The following is a 19,687-nucleotide window of genomic DNA, read 5'->3' on the forward strand; positions in this document are numbered from 1 at the left end:
CCTAGGGTGCTTTTTTTATTTTATGGCTTTACCACCACCAAGACTCGAATCGCTTCAGGCGTTACAGTTAAACCTTCTAAAAGGCTTAAGCCTTCTTTTTGAAGCTTCTGCAAACGTGCAATTTCATCTTCGCGAATACTTGGGTTAAATTGTTTCAAATAACTTAAACGATCAATTTCATATTGCCATTTATTGCTATAGATTTCTTTCGCTTGCTGTTTTAATTCAGGCAAAGCACCTTTTGCAATGTCTAAAGCTTGTGCATAACGTTGTTCAACGACATCACGACGTGCTTTCACCACTTGGCGACAACTATTACCGTCAAGATGATGTAAGTATGGTTTCAAAATATCTGGTGCAATTTTAGCTGATAAATCTTGGCCTTTTTCACTTAATAACACACGAATCAATTGTGTTGGTAAACTCGCTGGCAAGTTCAATGCTTTCGGTGCAATCACATCCACTTTGAACCACACCTCAACTAAAACTGAACCTTGTGGTAAAGCTGCAGATTTCAATAACGCCACATTGGTACTACCGAACGATTGCGTATTGATCATTTCCATGACACTTTCAGTGAAAGGATGCTCAAGCGTTATGTATTGCGCATCTTCACGGATTTGAGCCTGATCACGATAGAACGTCACGGTCATGCCTTCCTCATCCAAAGTCAGACCTTGGACTTGCATTTGATCAGTAGGCTTGATAATCACCGTGCCATTACTTTGCTCATCAAAATCAATATTGGTTGATGCCATGAAGCGTTTCATAAACATTGGCAAAGTCGTATTATCATCATACTCTTCAAGTGCTTGCACAATTTCTTGCGCAACCATTGGACGACAAGAATTGTATTCCAATAAACGATCACGTCCTGCTTGTAGCTCTTGCTCTAAAGCTTCACGTTGCACACTTACGGCTTCAAGCAAATCTTCAAAGGCTTGACCTTTATCAGCCAACAAGCAATCTTTAAGATCAACAATAAAATTTTCTTGTAAGGTTTGCGCAGTTGGAGAAATATTGCTGAAAATATTTAATGCTTCATTGTACCAACGGAACATACGCTCTTGTGCAGTGCCCACTAAATATGGCACATGAATCTGAATACGGTTTTCTTGACCAATACGATCCAGTCGACCGATACGCTGTTCAAGCACATCAGGATTCGCTGGCAAATCAAATAGGATTAAATCTGAAGCAAACTGGAAGTTACGACCTTCTGAACCAATTTCTGAACACAATAAAATCTGAGCACCATAGGAATCTTCTGCAAAATAAGCAGCTGCTTGGTCACGCTCTAATAGACTCATGCCTTCATGGAACATTGCTGTACGAATCCCTGCATGGATACGTAATGCATTTTCTAAAGCTTCAACCACAGGCCCACTACGCGCAATGAGTAAGACTTTTTTATGCTTTAACTGAGTACGGAGCATTTCCATAATCCACGTTACACGCGGATCAGTTTCCATCCAAGCCCCGTCCAATTGCGCTTCTTCTGGCCACATTTGTTCACGAAGTTTACCATCCATCGACCATCCTTCTGGCGCAGGTAATGGTGCAGGCTGACAATCACGACCAGGGAAGCCTTGAATCGCTTCACGTGTATTACGGAATAGTACACGTCCCGTACCGTGACGATCTAACAATTCATGAATTGCACGGAAACGCTGTTCTGGCTCATCTTCAATCTTGTGACCCAGTAACTGCTCAATTGCTTGAAAATGATCAGCTTCAAGGGGTTGATCCGACATCAGCACTTCTGCAATTTGAGCTGTTTGCTGATATTTTTCCTCTTCATCTAAGAAACGATCAAGCGAACTAAAACGTTGCGGATCGAGTAAACGTAAACGGGCAAAATGAGACTCGACCCCTAACTGTTCAGGCGTTGCAGTCAGTAAAAGTACGCCTGCAGTTTTTTCAGCAAATTCTTCAACAAGGTCATAGCGGTCATTACCACCCTCTTCTTCTGACCACATCAAATGATGTGCTTCATCCACCACAAGCAAATCAAAACCTGCTTCGAGCGCTTGCTCACGTAAATCTTCATGGTCGATCATGAGATCAACAGACGCAATGATGCACTGTTCAGTTAAGAAAGGATTCAATTCTGGATCATGTTCTTTGATCGAAGCAGTACGCGTTAAATCAAATAACGAGAAATTCAAATTGAAACGGCGACGCATTTCAATCATCCACTGATATTGCAGCGAATCAGGTACTAAAACGAGGATGCGTTCAGAACGTCCTGTTTTAAGTTGCTGGTGTATGATTAAACCTGCTTCAATGGTTTTACCTAGACCAACTTCATCCGCCAATAAGACACGTGGAGCAAAGCGCTTACCTACTTCATGCGCGATATAAAATTGGTGAGGAATCAATCCAACACGAGCGCCCACCATGCCACGTAATGGACTATTTTGCATATTAGCTTGCATTTGTAATGCTTCAATACGCAGGTCATACCATTCTTTATAATCAATTTGGCTTGCCAATAAACGATCAAGTGGTTTAGACAATTGAATCGTCGCGCCAACACGGGTTTCATTTAATGATTTGCGTTCATCAGTACCATCTTGTAACTGACGAATGACGTTGTAACGAATAACGCCACCACGCTCTTCTAATGATTCGACTTTCCAGACGATGCCCTCTTGGTCTTGAAGCTCATCATTCACATTGAACACAATTCGAGATAAAGGTGCGTTACTACGTGCATAGACACGGGTTTCGTCACTTTTAGGAAAGAGGATACTAATTGATCGTTCATTTACATCAATCAAAACCCCTAAACCTAACTCTGTCTCTGTGTCTGATAACCAACGTTGACCAATAGCAAACTGCTGCAATTTTTCCACCTTATCTCAAGTTAGGACTGAAAACTTATGCTCAAACAGGAGATGATTTGAGCAGAATTTAACGTCTATAAGCAATATATTTTGACATAAAGCCCACCAAAAAGTGAGCAATATTTAGCACCGATCTATTTAATTGATCATAACCAAGATTTCATCATGATCAGATCATAAAATATTCGTATGCTGATTTAAAAATGTGTTTTTAGAACGGCACTGGACAATGAAAATTCAGTCGTTCACCAGTAACAGGATGATTGAAACTTAACTGCTCTGCATGCAAACAGAGTCGATCTTTCAAAGCTTGTTGCGCTGGTGTTGCATACAAAGTATCACCTACGATGGGATGCCCTAAATGCTGCATGTGAACGCGAAGTTGATGTGCTCGACCTGTGATTGGCGTTAATTTTACGCGTGTCACCCACTGATCTTGAATTTGAAATTGTTCAATTGCTTCCCAATGCGTTAACGCTGCTTTATTGTGATGCGCATCTACGATATGCAATGGCGGACGCGATGGGTCGTAAATCACAGGAATGTCTACAGTTCCTTGACCTTCTACACATCCCGCTACTAGTGCTTGATAAGTTTTATCCGTTTCACGTTCTTGAAATTGGCGCGAGATCGATTTTTGACCTGCTTTGCTGAGTCCAAATACCAATAAGCCTGATGTATCGCGATCTAAACGATGAATAAGAAGTGTACGCGGTTCTTCTTGAAGAAGACGATTGATAACGCAATCTTGAAGGTCAGGCGTTTTGCCTGGAACAGAAAGTAATCCAGCTGGTTTGTGAATCACCATAAAATCTTGATCACGATGAATGAGATGTTCCTGAAGAAAATGACTCAAATTTCTATTCCTAGCAGATCGTGAAAACAAGGCGGCAATAATAGAAAGCTTAGCGATAAATTACAATCTTGAAATGGACAAACAGTGACGATTTTTCCGATATCTGATAGAAATTAAATCAATCTAACGATTCAAATGAATTAAGTTTTGTTTGTGACATCTAGCTGTCTTTTCTCAGGATAGGAAGCAATTGAGAAAGTGTGCAATTTTGCCCAAATGATTCAAAATCTATATGTGCGCCATTGGCTCTCCACAAGCCAATCAAACTCACCATTGCGACCGAATCTAAGCCATAGCGTCTTAAATCTTGAAATGGATCAATTTCTAAAATATCGAATTCGAGGTATTCAGCAATAGACAGCAATATACCCTTTTCAGAAAGAATAAATGAGGACGGCGCACTCAATTCCAGCATTCGAATCATGGCAGAGGTGTTCATATGATGAATACCTTGTTCTACACAGTTCTCAATCCACTGTAAATGTTGGCTCTTCGTTTCTACATGAACAGCATCGTTCACCACACAAATTTGAGGAGTAATCGAAATGATATGCTGTAAAAGTTGCTTTATAGGTGAATTGATCATGCCAGACACAATCAGTTGTTTTTTTTCTGCCAGTAATTCACCCAACTGCGCTACTTTAGAAAATGATTGCTGCTCTTCAATTTCAATCACTTCAATATCTAAAGCCTGCGCTTTTTTAATTAAGCGATTTAAATGAATTAATAATTCTTGATGTTGGTCATTGCTATATTCAGCTAAACGTTGAAATCCAAAAACCACCAAGACGCATTGTTCAGCTTCAATGGACCACTTTGCCAAACTCGCGCTGAGTTCAATTTTTTTGGGTGGTGTATAAAAATATGACATTGCCACTCTAATCAGCTAAAGCCAAGAAAACTTCAATGGCATGCAGCGCAATTTCAGCATCTTCAAAAGATTTAGCACCTGAAACTCCCACGGCTCCCACCAATTGCCCTTGATAAATAATGGGTTCCGCACCTTCTAACATTCCCGACAATGAGTGAACAGTCAGAAAACCCAATTGCCCATCTTTGATCAGCTCTTCAAAAATTTGAGATGGGTGGCGGCTCAAAGCTGAACATTTTGCTTTTTCAGCTGACAAATTCGCAGTCATCGGAGATGCACCATCCATGCGTTTCATTGCAAGTAAACTTCCAGTTTCATCTACAACAGAAATACTGACATTCAACTTTTTATCAATCGCATATTGTTGCGCACGCGTCAGTAAGAACTCCGCGTCTTCTAAAGTTAAATAATGTTTTAATTTCATTTCTATTTTAAGTCCGTGAATTTTATACGTGCAAAAAAGCCTACAGTATTTACACTGTAGGCTTATGTTAATAGATTTTCAAAAAAATTCTATTTTAAACGCGCAAATACATTCTTAGCTGCTTGAATAGTGAACGCAATATCTTCATCGGAATGCGCACTTGAGATAAAGCCGGCTTCAAAAGCAGAAGGCGCTAAATTTACACCTTCATCCAACATGCCATGGAAGAATTTACGGAACATTTCAACATCGCATTTCAACATTGAATCAAAGCTTGTGATGTCTTCTTGATCAGTGAAATACAATCCAAACATACCTCCAACCTGTTGAGTCTTAAATGGTATACCTGCTTCATCTGCGGCAGTCTGTAAACCAACCAATAACTTTTCGAGCTGTGCAGTTAGATTTTCATAGAAACCTGGTTGACGAAGATGTTTAAACATCTCAATCCCAGCTCTCATTGCCAGCGGGTTACCTGACAAAGTTCCTGCTTGGTAAACTTTACCTAGAGGCGCAATACATTCCATCACCTCCCGCTTACCACCAAATGCACCTACAGGCAGACCTGCACCAATAATTTTACCTAGCGTAGTTAAATCAGGTGTAACGCCGTAGTGTGCTTGAGCTCCACCTAATCCCACACGGAATCCAGTCATCACTTCATCAATAATGAAGACTGAACCATGCTCATCACACACATCTCGAATGGCTTGCAAGAATCCATCAATTGGTTTAACCAAGTTCATGTTACCTGCAACAGGTTCAACAATAACACCCGCAATTTCGGAACCAAACTTAGCAAAGCATTCTTTTAAAGTCGCAATATCATTGTATGGAAGCGTCAAAGTATGTTTTGCAAAATCAGCAGGAACACCCGCTGATGTCGCCTCGCCTTCACCACTTGTGAGTAGACCAGAACCTGCTTTCACTAAAAGTGAGTCTGAGTGACCATGGTAACAGCCCTCAAACTTAACAATCTTGTCACGACCTGTATACCCACGTGCAAGACGAATCGCAGTCATTGTTGCTTCTGTCCCTGAGTTGGTCATACGTACCAATTCAATTGACGGCATAATTTCACAGATAATATCTGCCAATGTCGTTTCATGCACTGTAGGTGCACCAAAACTTAGACCATCAACAGCGGCTTCTTGAACAGCTTTAATGATCGCAGGGTGTGCATGTCCTAAAATCATTGGTCCCCATGAACCAACATAATCCACATAGCGTTTGCCATCTACATCGTACAGGTAGGCACCTTGAGCTTTTTCAATAAATACCGGCGTACCGCCTACACCATTAAAAGCACGTACTGGTGAATTCACACCACCAGGAATATGTTTACTGGCTTGTTTAAATAATTGTTCTTGCTTAGGAGATAAACTCATGAAAATCACTCAACTCGAAAAAGTAAAAAATTTAAGCTTGTTTAGCAAATAGCTCTGACCAGTCGTAAACACGTTGACCAACAGTTGACATAGACCGACCCAATACATCGCTAATGACAGCACAAAGATCTGCTCCAGCAGCAATCACTTCAGCGCCATTTTCAACCGTCAAACCTCCAATCGCGCAAATAGGTACATTTAATTTTGCTTTTGCAGCTTTTAATGTTTCTAAACCAATATTACCTGCTTCAGGTTTGCTTTGTGTCGCATAAATTGCGCCGAAGGCTACATAATTTGCGCCGTCTGCGATCGCTTGCTCAGCTAGTTCAATAGAATTATTACAACTACGTCCAATTAAGACGTTTTTTGGCAATCTTTCCACAGCCTCTTGGATTGAACCATCATCTTGACCAAGATGCACACCCACGCCATATTTGACTGCGGCCTCTAAATCATCATTGATGACAAAAGGAACCTTATATTGATTACACATATTCTTCATGTATTCAATTTCATAAGCTTGATCTTCTTTCGCAACGTTTTTACGACGATACTGAAGTACTGCAACTTCATAAGTTGCCATCGCTCCTTCAAGCTTTGCTAATAGAAGTTCAATAGGATCATCGTTGGTGATTAAATACAAACCGCGCATAAAGAATAACTCTAGGCAAATACTAAAAATTTAAAACATTATAGGACAAAGCCTTGGAAGAACACATTGATAAAATGTAGAAATTAACAGGCTCTATTGTTGACTAAGCGTGTTAAAGATATTGATTGAAATGAATTTGTGAAATTTAATCCAAGAAAATTTGACTAATCATTCGAAGCTAATTGCTGGATAGACCTTTTTGGCAAAATGTGACAAAAATTAATCAAAAACGAAATTTCATCTATTTTATATTTTTTCAAGCTCAAATTCATCCACAAGTTCTGTGGCCAACTCTTGAGATAAATATTGAGGTTTAATTGAATATTTAAAATATATATAAGAAAAAATAGATGTTTATGAGAATTTTAATTTTATTATTAGCTAATAATTTCGCTCATGCAGAAATGATTTTTTAAACATGACAAAGAAGGGTTTGTTGATCGCTCTTGGTATGAAGCTGAAAATCAAATTATTGAAAGAAAGCTTTCAGCACAAGCTCCTAGTGAAAAAATTTATGAACTAAGACAGAGATTTAAAGTCATTGACTCAAATACGCTTGAATATATTCCATATAGTTCTTCGAAAGACACGCTTATGTACATAAAGGAAGTTTGCGAAAAAAGAGAGATGTTACCTGCGAAGGAGCCCATACTTGGCATTAGTTATAGACGAATCAGTATGAAAACACCTTTTGGCATGTCATGTACAGCAAATGATTAAGAGATTCCCTTTTAAGATTAGGAGGCAAATAAAATATTATTAAAAATCATAAACTTATGTATAAAAATAATAGTAAGGACTTAGTAAATGTAATTATTTAAAAGTAAATAACGATTTATCTAATTAAACCACTTTCAGTGAAAATTTTCTGACACGAGTAAAGAAAGTCAAATTGAATTTATTTGTTTTAAAGAAAATTTAGTAAATATTTATTTTGATTTTGAAGAAATTTCGGTAGTACTAGATGGCAAAGACATTACGTCCGACTATCCAGTAAAGAAAATAGATAGCAGAAGAATATTTGAATTATACAAACCGCTTACATGTGTAAGGTGTAGTTAAAAAAGATGGTGTTGCACTTCAAATGCTAATCTAAGATTTATGAAACAGATCTATATGTTCTAAAAAATTCTTATTTGAACAACAATACACCATATAATTGAATAATTCAGGATCTCAACGTAATATTATTTATATCCTAACCAATATGTATAGAAGAGAAAAATGGATCAATTAAAAAAAATAAATGATGATTTGCATCAAGCCGCCATATTATTAGACAGTATTCCTAGTAAGATTCAATCAGATCCATCACTAGAAAATAGAGAAAATATATTACTGATAGGAAAAGCTCTAAGTCATATTTTTGAACTCCAAAATAATATTTATAAAATTCGACCTGATTTAAAAAACTTAGGATGAGCTCTATTATGTTAAATAGTCGCATTTAATTATCTGATTCATCACTTAATCCATTCAATTCTATAAAAAAAGTTATCATATGAGTTAATTTTATCATTCATCATACGCCCTCTTTATTTATTCTATTGATAGCTAGCTCTAATTCATCATAATGATGAATACTCTCATCTGTAATAGGTTTTTTTAGTATTTGATTTGGGTGAAAAAAAATAGTTTTCATACCAACATTTTTTGCACCTTCTATATCAGCTTTAGGATTGTCACCAATAAAAATACAATCAGAAGGTGAACAATTTAACTGGTTACAAGCATAAGCAAATATTTTTTTATCGGGCTTTCTTAAGCCAATCGCTTCTGAAACTATGATAGTCGAGAAATATTCGGTAAGACCTAAAGCATAAAAATTATGTTCCTGAAATGGGCTTTTTCCATTGGAGACTAACCCAATCTTATATCCCTTTTGATAAAGATCTGAAATGACTTTTTGGACGTCATCAAAACCAATTGAAAATTTATTGAAATCAGTAATGTAAGAATTAAGTAATTCATCAACAGTAAATTTTTTTATATTAAAATCTTTGATTAATTGACTGTAAACGATATCTTTCCAAACATTTCCATTATCATCCAATTCAATAAATTTTTTTATAAATGCATCTTTTAGTTCTTGTGGTACTAATTGGAAAAAATTTACTTGCCAACTTATAAAACGAATAAGTGACTCATTCCTATTCAAAATAGTTTGATCCAAATCAAACAGAAGTATGTTTCGCATTAAAAATACTCACTCTCATAATAAAAGTTCTATATATAGTTCATCTTCTTTTTTTTCAGTATTATTTAAATTAACATAATATGTATTATATGCGGTTTATCAGAATAATACCGTTAACTCATCTAACTGAATACGTTAATTTTTTATTTAATCCCAATATTTATAATTTGGATTTATTCATTGGATGTTAAGCCTCTCCAGCTATCATATAATCATATTTTTGTGTAGCTTTCTTAAAACATTTCATGACAAAAAAAGCCCAGAATCTGCTGAGCTTTTTTAACAATATATAAATTTAGCTATCAATTTTATCAAATTTACGATCTTTCAAACTCAAGTTTCCGCGCAAAATATCCGATAACATTCTCCAGTCTGAAATAAAGCTATACAACGGTTGTTTAAAGCTTGCTGGCTTATTTTTTTCAAAAACAAAATGCCCCACCCACGCGCATGCGTAGCCTGAAACTAATCCGTAGACCAGATATTTAGCTTTACGCTGACGAATCGCTTGAGTAAAAAAATAAATACCGATTGAGCTACCTGCTGCATGTAAACGACGACTCATAATGCTGCGGTGTTCAGTCAAATAAAAACGATAAAATTCTGAGTAATTCTTGATGGGTAATTGAAATTTAGCTTCTTCTTGCGATGAAGATGGCTCTACATAAGCATTCATTGTTGTATTCCTGTCCTTTTTTTGACCACCATAATTCAAAAAATCGCACTTGAAAAGCTTATCTTACAAATATTGTGATTAATCATTCATTCAAGTAAATGTAAGTGAATTGTCAAGATTGTGGTTCTAACTGAATCAGTTACAATCCCCTTTAAATTAAAAGGCAATCAAATGTCTTACTTCTACGAAAATGATTGATCGATTAGGAAAATCACATGCTTGAAATTGAATTAAAGTTTCAGATCCCAGAAGCTCGACGGAATGCGATTTTAAAAGCAATCGATCCAAAAAAGTCTGAACTCATTCAAATGCAAGCAAAGTACTATGACACTCCAGATCGCCTACTCTCTCAGCATGGGATAGCCATTCGACAACGTCTTGAAAATACCAATTGGGTTCAAACCCTAAAAGCGACGAAAAGTAAAAGCCATTTACACCGTTTCGAACATAATCATGATTTAGGTAATCTTGAGGCTGCACCGAATTTAGATCTATCTATTTATTCAGATGATTCCGAAGCTTATGAGGTCTTAAATGACGCATTGAAAGGTGATTTTGACCAATTAGTCTTGCAGTTTGAAACAGACATTCAACGTACAGTTCGAGTGATTAGCTTTGAAGATGCCGAGATTGAAGTGAGTCTAGATATTGGCGTTGTACGATCAGATGATCGAGAACATGAGATTCATGAAGTAGAGTTTGAACTCAAACAAGGAAAAGTTGAAACATTACTAGCGTTTAGTTTTGAGTGGGTCAAAAAATATCAACTTTGGCTAGACGTTCGAAGTAAGGCTGAGTTTGGTAATTTATTGGTTTCAAATTTAGTTGTAAGCCCAGCGCGAACTGAAAAAGAATGGATCGTTGCAAAAAAAGAAAGCGCAGAAAAAACGATTCGAATGATGATCGGTCACCATATGCAACATTTGCTGCCGAATATTGCTGCGATTTCTGCGGAAGTGGCTGAACAGGAACACATCGAACAAGCACATATTGCTTTGAACTATTTGTTTTTAAGTCTATCTATTTTTAAAGACTGGACATCAAAGAGCACAGATAAATGGGCACATCAGTTATCTGCATTTAAAAGTCATTTTGAAAACCTAAAACATTATGAGCATATGCAACACACCTTAGGTGCTATTCTGCAAAACCCTAAAACTGCTGAAATGCTCAGCAAAGATGTGCTCTACGCCCGAGAAAAATTAAATAACTTAGTCAAATCTACCCAAAACGTTCAACACTATCTTGAACTTTTGAGTTTTAGTTTAGGCAATTCCAAGAAGGTGCAAACCCAAGACCTCAAAACCTATGCTCAAAATACGCTTCAACAGCAGTATAAAGTTTTACAGGAATGTCTGAATGAAGCTGATCCTTCTAACTTTGAAAGTCTTGACCAATTGGCAATACATTTAAGTGAATTAAAATTCAGTTTCCCAGTCTTAACACAAATTTTTGATGTGAAGAATTTACAAAAATACGGCAAGGCGCTTAATGATGCACATTATGCAGCTGAACAATATCAAGTATTGTCTTCCTCATCATCCTACTTACAGCAAACAGAATTAGAAGCCAGTGACTGGTTCGCCTTAGGTTGGTTGACGGCAAAGCAAGAAATTTACGCTGAAAAACTTTTGGAAGCGACTGAACAATTCTTAGTAAGCAGAAAATTTATCAAGTCATAAAATTCAAGTCAGAACTTTTCGTCAGTGAGAAGTTCTGACTTAAAAATGATCCCAAGTTTGCATCGCCATGTGTACAACGCTTTCCAATTGTTCAAAAGTTGCGCCATCACGTGCTTGTAAGCTTAGTCCTTGCAAAATCGTCATATAATAATCTGTCATTGCCTGAATATTAGTTTGTACACTAATTTCACCTGAAGCTTGGGCAGCTAATAATTTTTCTAGTAAATTCGATTTAGATAGCTGTCTTTTTTGCGAAATTGATTGTTGTATTTGTTGATTTTGAATCGAACAGTTCATTGTCGACACGACCAACATACATCCTTTAGGTTTGTCTTCTTGCACCAGTCGTTTTAGATTTTCAATCAAATAGAGTTCCATTGCTAATTTTATGGAATGTGCCTGTTTAAAAATCATTTCCATCGAGCATGATTCGTGCCTGAGATAATAGTCAATGCAACGATTAAAGAGCTCAGATTTATCACCATACGTACTATAAAGACTAGGTGCAGTGATTCCCATGGCGAATGTTAAATCACTCATTGAAGTGGCTTCATAACCGTATTTCCAAAATAGTGTCATGGCTTTTTCAAGTGCTTGTTCTTCATTAAAACACTTAGGACGTCCACGCCCCTTTGATATTGATTTGGCACTATCCATTTGATTTATTGGCTTTGAACTTTCCTGCATATTCAACCCAATTAATTTTATAATGATCATTAATAAATTAATTGACCCAGATCTTAAATTCAAATATTTTATTTCTATAACAATCATTATGAAATTATTTTCAAGGAGCGTTGGTCAATGAAATCCGAATCTCATCTGACTGAAACCGCTGTTAATTCTCCATCTCCTACAAAAAATCAAGGAAATTGGTTTGCTGTTATAACACTTTCTATCACCGCTTTTATATTAGTGACCAGTGAGTTTCTCCCTATTGGTGTGCTCAATGCAATCGCACTAGATCTCAACATTTCAGTCGGTACTGCTGGCCTGTTCATTACCCTTCCAGGCGTGATGGGTGCTTTCGCAGCACCGCTTATCTCGGTCTGGGTGAAGCAACTTGATCGACGCTATTTATTAATCGCACTCACAGCGGTCATGGTCATTGCAAATTTCATTACGAGCTATTCAGAAAGTTTCACTTGGATTCTATTGAGTCGCTTTTTCTTGGGTATCGCGATAGGCGGATTCTGGGCAACTGCAATCGCCTTAAGTGGTCGTGTTGCACCTCCTCACCTACCCATCGCCAAAGCAACAGCTATCGTCATGGCTGGCGTGACTCTGGCAACTGTGCTGGGTGTTCCGGTTGGAACATGGCTAAGTGAAATTTACGGTTGGCGTAATGCCTTTATGATCACCTCGGTGATTGGTGCCATTATTCTGTTTTTTGAAATTAAATTCCTACCGAAATTACCGCCGACTTCAGCTATTCAATATAGCGATCTACCCGCATTGTTTCGAGATCCAAAAGCTCGTAAAGGGTTAATCATTGTTTTATTTATCGGATTAGCGCATTTTTCAACATACAGTTACTTGGCGCCTTTCTATAAAAATGAAGCAGGATTTGATGGTTCAACCATCAGTTCTTTACTTCTTATTTATGGAGCAGCAGGCTTCGTAGGCAATGCATTCTCCGGTTATAGCAGCAATATCAATGTCCGCTATACGCTTTTTGCTGTTGCATTGTGTTTAGCAATCGTATTCCTTACATTCCCTGTTTATGCCAAATTCTTAACTGGTGCATATATTCTTACAGCATTATGGGGTTTTGCTTTTGGTGCCTTTCCTACGACAGCCAATATCTGGATGTTTTTACATGCGCCACATGCGGTTGAAAAAGGGATGCCTCTTTTTGTCAGTATGTTCCAAATCATGATTGCAGCAGGCGCTTTATTTGGTGGTTTTATGGTAGATCACTTCAATACCAGTACCTTAATTTACAGTGTATTGATTTTTATTTCATTAGCTGTAATTGCTGTATTCACTCATAGTCGAGGATTGAATAATCCTAAAGCTCAGCAATGTACATCAATTAATTGAGTTGAGTTGAGTTGAGTTGAGTTGAGTTGAGTGTAATTTTTTACGCTCAATTCTTAAATAATTCTATGAAATATAAACTCATTTCGTTGAGTGAAATCAATTTAAGAAATTAACGCGCTAAATTCTCAACCATCATTCAAATCGATCAATGCACCAATTCGGTGACATTTGCACAAAAATGATGAATTTTTTCATGAAAAATCCGTTAATCACTCCTCCATATTATTAATTATACCTAAATTATATATTTATCATTATTTATTAGTTGGCATACAAAATGCATTCATTATGATGAGTCTATCGTTTAACGCTAGTTATTCGATTTACTTGAAAATAAAATCAAACATGAATGGTGAATACAATGAATAATTCAAATCCAACAACTTTAAAAGAACTTACATTAGATGAAATTGAAGCAGTATCTGGTGCAGGTTTAGTGACTAATTTGCTTGGTACTGTCGGCTCTCTTGTAGGATTAAAAGATCCTTTAGTGAAAATTGGCACTGGCGTAAATGAAACACTTAATGGAACAATTGATTCACTAGGATTAGGTGTATTAAAAGGTGTTGTAGACACCTTGATTTAATTTTAAAAATCTTATGAACAATAGACTTTTTAATCTTTCAAATCACTCATCAAAAGGCTCATGAATGAGCCTTTTGATTGATATCCTACAAGATTTTGAACTAGAATGCTCTATACATGGATTGTTCAGCAATACAATAATTTTCCTCTATTTATGGCATCTAAGTTCGGGGTTAATGTGAATTCTTCCGATGAGAAGCTTACTCAACCATAAGATTGGTAAATTCTGCTGCTAAACTTATATACATTCATCCCCTAAAAATACACATCAAAAGCTGAACTTTTCTCACTTTGATTAAGTCATTATTTTAAAAAGTAGCAATTTCATACTCGATAATTTTCATTATATTGATAAATTAAATATTTAATTTTTAAAGGTGCGAACTTGAAGACAATTGGTTTATTAGGTGGAATGAGTTGGGAGTCGACTGATTTGTACTATCAACAAATCAATAAGATGGTTCAAACGAAACTTGGCAAGTTACACTCTGCTAAGGTTATTCTTATTAGCGTTGATTTCGCTGAAATTGAGGAGTTACAACGCAAAGGATTATGGGAAGATGCAGGAATCTATTTAAGAGATCAAGCCATACAATTAGAAAAAGCAGGTGCAGATGGCATAGTACTTTGTACAAATACAATGCACAAAGTAGCAACTTATATTGAGGAATCAACCAACATACCATTTATTCATATAGCAGATGCGACAGCCATGGAAATCATGAGCCAGAAAATTACAAAAATTGGGCTGCTTGGTACTGCATTTACGATGGAACAAGATTTTTATAAAAGCAGATTGGAGGAAAAAGGACTTAAAGTAATAACACCTAATAAAGCGAGTAGAAAAATTGTTCATGATATTATTTACAACGAATTATGTTTAGGCATAATTAGCGAAGCTTCGCAAAAGAAATATATTCATATTGTCGAAGAATTAATATCTTCTGGCGCTGAAGGAATCATTTTAGGATGCACTGAGATTTGTATGCTTATAGGAGATCTAAAATTCTCAGTCCCTCTATTTGATACAACTTCTATTCATGCGCAAGCAGCTGTAGATTTTGTATTATCATAAATATTTCATAGCATAAAAATCATTCAGATCATGCAAAAAAATATTTAACTGACATCAAAATCTATCATCAAGTACATGAATCGTTGCTCAAGACTAAATTTAATCAAATAAATACATATTTTAAAAAACGCTTTTTTTGATTGATATTCATGCCACAACAATCATCATTTAATCCTCATCGATAGAATTTAGAATGATGTTGAAATCAATAATTTCATCTGCGATTTCTGTCGCCATACGTTCATGAGAAATCATAATGACCGTTTCAACTCGCTCTTGAATAATTTTTAAAATTTTCGAACTTGTTTTCTCATCTAAGGCTGCTGTAGGTTCATCTAAGATCAGAAGCTCTGGTTTTTTTAATAATGCACGAATGATGTTTAATCGTTGTTTTTCACCACCAGAGAAGTTTTTATAAATTTCTTGTATATCATCGTCTAACTCAATTTGATTTTTTTCCAGCAAATGGAGTAAATCAAACTCTTTTAGCCAATGTTTAAGCTCCTCATCAGAATATTTGATCTCAGTATTTTGAATCAAATTTTGTCTTAATGAGGTTGAATATACGATCGGAGTTTGGCTGACCACAGCAATCTGATCAAATATCTTTTCTGAAAATACTGAAGTGATCTCTAAATTTCTAAAGAATAGCCGTCCAGATTTGATCTTTTCTATTCCCACCAAATAATTGAGGAAACTTGATTTTCCAATACCTGTTCGCCCCTGAATTAAATATATTTTTCCACACACGATGTCTAAATTAAAATTTTCAATCGTCTGCTGACCTAGATCAAATGACACATTTTGAAATGAATACGCCACCTCACTTTCTTTCTGTTCCTCAGCTGTTAGATCATTCGTACTGAATGACTCATGTTCCAATTCAAAATATTCTAGGTACTGATCAATAGCCACAATATGACCTTTCAAATGAATGATATTTTGAGACATCATCATTAAAGGAATGGTTAAACCTATAATATAGGTACTGACTAAAACAAAATCACCTGAACTAAAACTTTGATATTCAAACATATAGACTGATAAAACCATGAATACCAAAAGAAAAAATGACACAAATAACAGTTGATATATCATGAGATACTGAAGTTTTTTATAGGTATCCTGAGTCTTTATTTTATAGTCATCGATTCTGCGGCTAAACTCTTCAAATTCGTAATATTTCGAATGACTGAGTTTGATATCATAACTTTGTTGGAGTTTTTCAATCACAAATTGATTCAGTTGATTTCGAGCACCATACATAATCGTAAAGATATCTTGTGTCTTAAAGGTAATGATGAGCGATAAAGCAACTGTACAAGCTGAGAATACGAAAAAATACACACCAAATTCAAGATTGATCGTATTTCCGAGCACATACACCATACCTAAGATTTTAAATACCGTAGGTACAATGACAAAAAATATAGTAAAAATAATTGTACCAAGTGCTTCGCTGCCACGAATTAAATTGGCATTAAATACACCGATATCTTGTTGACGTTGATCTTTTAATTTCAAATCTAGAAAATTAAATACACCAGCTTTAAGCATGGATGCATCAACATTTCTGATCATCATAGACATGGCAAAATTATTTACATTCTTCATCCCTTCATTGATAAACCAAGCAAGTGCATAAGCCACGGCGAATAAATAGAGCAGATGAATTTGAAAAAAGTCTTGAATCGAATAGTAATGATCAGGCTCACTGGTCTGGTCAATCAGCAGCTTAAACAAATACGGTAAACCAACACTTGTACCAATAATTAAAATTTGAAGTATGGCTAAAACGAAGAACACACTTAATCCATTTTCATCATGTTGACGAAATAACATCCACGCCTTTTTAAATTGTTTAATCTTTTCAGTCATCATTCTTGAAATTAGTTATTTTTTGTGATGACTATTTTAAACAATACTAATCAATAAGTTTGGATATGGATCGTAGAAGCTTTGTTCTTATATGGTAGCTAATCGTTGATTCTAATGTCTAAACTAAGTTCAATCAGTCCAACTAACGATATTTACCATAAATACGCCACGTGTTGTTATCAGCCAATGGATCGCTATATGAGTCATTTCGTTGCTTACGTGGTTTATCGCGAGCATCAACCAACTCGAAATGAGGCTCAACACTTAAGACAATACCATTTACATAAAAACGTGTTCTCGTATATTCACTTTGCCCATGCTGAAATACATAAGTTCTTAAATCTATAAATTCGCGATGCGCAACTAATGCAGCAGTGTCATCATGATCCAACCAACGACTCATTGCCAAAACTTGTTCAGGTTCAAACTGTCCACACTTCTCTAATACACTAGCAATACCACGAAAAGTCTTTGATTCCTTTGCACGTGTTTTGTTAATGCGAATTCGGTCTACATGAAAATAAAACAGCGGTAAATTTAGATGACTCGGTAAATGAATGGCATCTAAAACCTCATCTTCCATAAAAGGTTGAAATAAATCTTGTGCCCTTTCGATTAGACCTGTCCACTGCTGGTAATAAGCAGCTACTTGCTCTTTGCTTCCATAATAAATGGGAAGACCTTCGACATTCGCAAGATCAACAGGTGGCCAAATATTCTGTCTCAGTAACGCAATATCACTTTTTAAACTTTGAACTGCGATAGCATCTTGCATAGAAAAGCTCATAAAAAAATTACTTAGGCTATTTTTAGATTAAGTGAAAGGTTTAGTTTATGCAAGCCTTTGCCTATAATAGTGCTTGAATTAAGTTATTTATTAGGAACAATTCATGGTTCAAAAGATTCAAGCGACTGATGTCACTGAAGAAGAAGCATTGAATGCGATTTTCTTCGAACGTGCTGATGAATTTATTAAGCAAGCCAATGAATTTTGCCGTGTTGAAAAAGGTTCTACTGTTAAACCAGCTGATGCTCGTGGTCAAGTCAGTGCTGCGATGCTATTTGGTACTGCTCGTTTTAACACATGGGTTGCTGCCAATAACTTTAAAGATGGCAATGAAATGCGTGATGCTAAAGAACAAGTGATGTCTTATATCATGCAACAGTTTCATATGATGCTTGAAGATAATTATGACGAATACTGCGAGCAGTTTGAAAACTATCTTCGCTTCCGTCGTAATGAAGAGTTTCATGCAAATAAACATGACCACGAACATTAAATAGATTTGCATTGTGTGCATTGAGCCTCCTTTAGGGGGCTTTTTTAATGCTTAAAATCTAATATTCAAACGAAAATGCAATTCAAAAATTGATCAATTTCTCGTATGTTATTCTTATTGATGACTCAACTAAGGATAGCGATGAATCAACTCAACTTTCCCATTGTCGATGCACATATCCATCAATGGGATCCTTATCACACGCCGCACGCTGCCGCTTTAGCTGTTAAACTTTTTGGAAAACATCCAAAAATCTTGGATAAAGTCGTTCGTCTCGTAAAACCTAAAGATTTAATAGAGACAGTAGGACTTACAGATTACATCACAGCACCCTATTTACCAGCGGATTACCACAAAGACATTGGACACTATACTGTGAGCCGTGTTGTACATGTCGAAGCCAGCTGGCATCATCAAAAAGGGACTGGCGTTGTAGAAGAAACGCAATTTATTCAGCAGCTTCCTTTTTCTCAAGAAAACATCAAATTGGCTGGAATCGTTGCAACAGCTGATCCTCGTGAAAGTAATTTCAAAAAAATTCTTAAAATGCATAAAAAGGCATCTCGGCATTTTCGTGGTATTCGAAAAATGGCTGCACATCATGAAGATCCTGGAATTCATGCATGGAACGATGATCCCCACCTCTACACTGATCGAAAATTTTTAAAAGGTTTTGAAGCCTTAGCCCAGTACAATTTAAGCTTTGATGCTTGGGTTTATTCTAGCCAGCTTAAAGATGTTATTGCTTTGGCAAAACGTTTTCCTGAGACTTCGATTGTCTTAGACCATTTGGGCACACCAGCAGGTTTATTTGGCCCAGTAGGTAAACACACAGGAATCACCCAAACTGCGCGAGACAATATCTATTTCCACTGGAAAGAAGATCTTGCAGAATTAGCTCAATGTCCGAATGTATATACAAAAATGTCTGGACTCTTCATGCCTGTTTTAGGTCATCAATTTCATACACGACGAACACTAGCATCTAAACAACAAATCATTGAATTGGTCTCTCCTATGATTATTCATGCTTTACAATGTTTTGGGCCTTATCGTGTCATGTTTGCATCCAACTTCCCGATGGATAAAGTGAGCACATCACTCACAAATATCATTGATGCCTTTAGCGACATTGTCGCTACCTATAATTCAGATGTTGTTGAACAGATATTTTGTAAAAATGCGCAGCAATTTTATAAGCTTTAAAAAAAAGGCTCATTCACAATCGAAT

Annotated in this window: 18 protein-coding genes; 7 read left to right on the forward strand and 11 right to left on the reverse strand. The window is 36.3% G+C overall.

Features of this window, described 5'->3' with window-relative positions:
• Nucleotides 1-20: 20 nt before the first annotated feature.
• The 6 genes from rapA to thiE form a co-directional block, all read right to left on the reverse strand.
• A complete protein-coding gene (gene rapA / locus AC1M9N_RS06885; protein WP_481613043.1) occupies nt 21-2,858 on the reverse strand; it encodes an RNA polymerase-associated protein RapA in 2,838 nt (945 codons plus the stop codon).
• A 202-nt stretch (nt 2,859-3,060) separates the two neighbouring features.
• The gene (locus AC1M9N_RS06890) at nt 3,061-3,705 is read right to left on the reverse strand and encodes an RluA family pseudouridine synthase (protein WP_481591381.1); all 645 of its coding nucleotides are present in this window, start codon (nt 3,703-3,705) and stop codon (nt 3,061-3,063) included.
• A gap of 160 nt (nt 3,706-3,865) precedes the next feature.
• Nucleotides 3,866-4,576, reverse strand: a complete 711-nt coding sequence (locus AC1M9N_RS06895) for an acyl carrier protein (RefSeq protein ID WP_481591380.1) — start codon at nt 4,574-4,576, stop codon at nt 3,866-3,868.
• A 7-nt stretch (nt 4,577-4,583) separates the two neighbouring features.
• Nucleotides 4,584-5,000 carry a GlcG/HbpS family heme-binding protein gene (locus AC1M9N_RS06900; protein WP_035267160.1) on the reverse strand — a complete coding sequence of 139 codons (417 nt, stop codon included), beginning with the start codon at nt 4,998-5,000 and terminating at the stop codon, nt 4,584-4,586.
• A gap of 89 nt (nt 5,001-5,089) precedes the next feature.
• Nucleotides 5,090-6,388, reverse strand: coding sequence for a glutamate-1-semialdehyde 2,1-aminomutase (hemL, locus tag AC1M9N_RS06905; RefSeq protein ID WP_481613045.1), 1,299 nt, complete (start codon nt 6,386-6,388; stop codon nt 5,090-5,092).
• Nucleotides 6,389-6,419: 31 nt separating this feature from the next.
• Nucleotides 6,420-7,040 (reverse strand): thiamine phosphate synthase, encoded by a 621-nt coding sequence (gene thiE / locus AC1M9N_RS06910; protein ID WP_481586403.1) that lies wholly within the window; start codon nt 7,038-7,040, stop codon nt 6,420-6,422.
• Nucleotides 7,041-8,264: 1,224 nt separating this feature from the next.
• Between thiE and AC1M9N_RS06915 the strand changes: the two genes are divergently transcribed.
• Entirely contained in the window at nt 8,265-8,462 is a 198-nt protein-coding gene (locus AC1M9N_RS06915; RefSeq protein ID WP_481588997.1) for a hypothetical protein, read from the forward strand.
• A 100-nt stretch (nt 8,463-8,562) separates the two neighbouring features.
• Here AC1M9N_RS06915 and AC1M9N_RS06920 read toward each other — a convergent pair whose 3' ends face one another.
• Both AC1M9N_RS06920 and AC1M9N_RS06925 read right to left on the reverse strand, forming a co-directional pair.
• The gene (locus AC1M9N_RS06920) at nt 8,563-9,237 is read right to left on the reverse strand and encodes an HAD family hydrolase (RefSeq protein WP_481591378.1); all 675 of its coding nucleotides are present in this window, start codon (nt 9,235-9,237) and stop codon (nt 8,563-8,565) included.
• 295 nt (nt 9,238-9,532) lie between these two features.
• Nucleotides 9,533-9,913 carry an Mpo1-like protein gene (locus AC1M9N_RS06925; RefSeq protein WP_180028595.1) on the reverse strand — a complete coding sequence of 127 codons (381 nt, stop codon included), beginning with the start codon at nt 9,911-9,913 and terminating at the stop codon, nt 9,533-9,535.
• Nucleotides 9,914-10,128: 215 nt separating this feature from the next.
• On the opposite strand from AC1M9N_RS06925, the gene AC1M9N_RS06930 reads away from it, so the two are divergent.
• Complete coding sequence (locus AC1M9N_RS06930; protein WP_481608815.1) at nt 10,129-11,595, forward strand: CYTH domain-containing protein; 1,467 nt, start codon at nt 10,129-10,131, stop codon at nt 11,593-11,595.
• 39 nt (nt 11,596-11,634) lie between these two features.
• Here the strand turns inward: AC1M9N_RS06930 and AC1M9N_RS06935 are convergent, their stop codons facing one another.
• Nucleotides 11,635-12,282 (reverse strand): TetR/AcrR family transcriptional regulator, encoded by a 648-nt coding sequence (locus AC1M9N_RS06935; RefSeq protein WP_481608814.1) that lies wholly within the window; start codon nt 12,280-12,282, stop codon nt 11,635-11,637.
• A 117-nt stretch (nt 12,283-12,399) separates the two neighbouring features.
• Between AC1M9N_RS06935 and AC1M9N_RS06940 the strand changes: the two genes are divergently transcribed.
• From AC1M9N_RS06940 to AC1M9N_RS06950, 3 genes are all read left to right on the forward strand, one after another.
• Nucleotides 12,400-13,638 (forward strand): MFS transporter, encoded by a 1,239-nt coding sequence (locus AC1M9N_RS06940; RefSeq protein ID WP_481597396.1) that lies wholly within the window; start codon nt 12,400-12,402, stop codon nt 13,636-13,638.
• Between the two features lie 361 nt (nt 13,639-13,999).
• Nucleotides 14,000-14,224 carry a hypothetical protein gene (locus AC1M9N_RS06945; protein WP_180028591.1) on the forward strand — a complete coding sequence of 75 codons (225 nt, stop codon included), beginning with the start codon at nt 14,000-14,002 and terminating at the stop codon, nt 14,222-14,224.
• A 384-nt stretch (nt 14,225-14,608) separates the two neighbouring features.
• A complete protein-coding gene (locus AC1M9N_RS06950; protein WP_092767123.1) occupies nt 14,609-15,298 on the forward strand; it encodes an aspartate/glutamate racemase family protein in 690 nt (229 codons plus the stop codon).
• 168 nt (nt 15,299-15,466) lie between these two features.
• On the opposite strand, the gene AC1M9N_RS06955 is transcribed toward AC1M9N_RS06950, so the two are convergent.
• Both AC1M9N_RS06955 and AC1M9N_RS06960 read right to left on the reverse strand, forming a co-directional pair.
• The gene (locus AC1M9N_RS06955) at nt 15,467-17,140 is read right to left on the reverse strand and encodes an ATP-binding cassette domain-containing protein (protein WP_481608812.1); all 1,674 of its coding nucleotides are present in this window, start codon (nt 17,138-17,140) and stop codon (nt 15,467-15,469) included.
• A 178-nt stretch (nt 17,141-17,318) separates the two neighbouring features.
• On the reverse strand, nt 17,319-17,951 hold the full coding sequence (locus AC1M9N_RS06960; RefSeq protein WP_035268706.1) for a hypothetical protein: 633 nt from the start codon (nt 17,949-17,951) through the stop codon (nt 17,319-17,321).
• 115 nt (nt 17,952-18,066) lie between these two features.
• Here AC1M9N_RS06960 and AC1M9N_RS06965 point away from each other — a divergent pair, with 115 nt between their 5' ends.
• Together AC1M9N_RS06965 and AC1M9N_RS06970 are read left to right on the forward strand one after the other, a co-directional pair.
• Nucleotides 18,067-18,456, forward strand: a complete 390-nt coding sequence (locus tag AC1M9N_RS06965; RefSeq protein WP_092767127.1) for a DUF3144 domain-containing protein — start codon at nt 18,067-18,069, stop codon at nt 18,454-18,456.
• Nucleotides 18,457-18,597: 141 nt separating this feature from the next.
• A complete protein-coding gene (locus AC1M9N_RS06970) occupies nt 18,598-19,662 on the forward strand; it encodes an amidohydrolase family protein (protein WP_481954493.1) in 1,065 nt (354 codons plus the stop codon).
• Nucleotides 19,663-19,687: the final 25 nt, after the last annotated feature.

The organism is Acinetobacter sp. ANC_7655, from assembly GCF_056784015.1.

Coding starts and splice junctions, on each gene's coding strand:
- AC1M9N_RS06895 (WP_481591380.1), bottom strand. CDS start 4,576: ATGTCATATTTTTATACACCACCCAAAAAAATTGAACTCAGCGCGAGT.
- AC1M9N_RS06900 (WP_035267160.1), bottom strand. CDS start 5,000: ATGAAATTAAAACATTATTTAACTTTAGAAGACGCGGAGTTCTTACTG.
- hemL (WP_481613045.1), bottom strand. CDS start 6,388: ATGAGTTTATCTCCTAAGCAAGAACAATTATTTAAACAAGCCAGTAAA.
- thiE (WP_481586403.1), bottom strand. CDS start 7,040: ATGCGCGGTTTGTATTTAATCACCAACGATGATCCTATTGAACTTCTA.
- AC1M9N_RS06915 (WP_481588997.1), top strand. CDS start 8,265: ATGGATCAATTAAAAAAAATAAATGATGATTTGCATCAAGCCGCCATA.
- AC1M9N_RS06920 (WP_481591378.1), bottom strand. CDS start 9,237: ATGCGAAACATACTTCTGTTTGATTTGGATCAAACTATTTTGAATAGG.
- AC1M9N_RS06925 (WP_180028595.1), bottom strand. CDS start 9,913: ATGAATGCTTATGTAGAGCCATCTTCATCGCAAGAAGAAGCTAAATTT.
- AC1M9N_RS06930 (WP_481608815.1), top strand. CDS start 10,129: ATGCTTGAAATTGAATTAAAGTTTCAGATCCCAGAAGCTCGACGGAAT.
- AC1M9N_RS06935 (WP_481608814.1), bottom strand. CDS start 12,282: ATGCAGGAAAGTTCAAAGCCAATAAATCAAATGGATAGTGCCAAATCA.
- AC1M9N_RS06940 (WP_481597396.1), top strand. CDS start 12,400: ATGAAATCCGAATCTCATCTGACTGAAACCGCTGTTAATTCTCCATCT.
- AC1M9N_RS06945 (WP_180028591.1), top strand. CDS start 14,000: ATGAATAATTCAAATCCAACAACTTTAAAAGAACTTACATTAGATGAA.
- AC1M9N_RS06955 (WP_481608812.1), bottom strand. CDS start 17,140: ATGTTATTTCGTCAACATGATGAAAATGGATTAAGTGTGTTCTTCGTT.
- AC1M9N_RS06960 (WP_035268706.1), bottom strand. CDS start 17,951: ATGCAAGATGCTATCGCAGTTCAAAGTTTAAAAAGTGATATTGCGTTA.
- AC1M9N_RS06965 (WP_092767127.1), top strand. CDS start 18,067: ATGGTTCAAAAGATTCAAGCGACTGATGTCACTGAAGAAGAAGCATTG.
- AC1M9N_RS06970 (WP_481954493.1), top strand. CDS start 18,598: ATGAATCAACTCAACTTTCCCATTGTCGATGCACATATCCATCAATGG.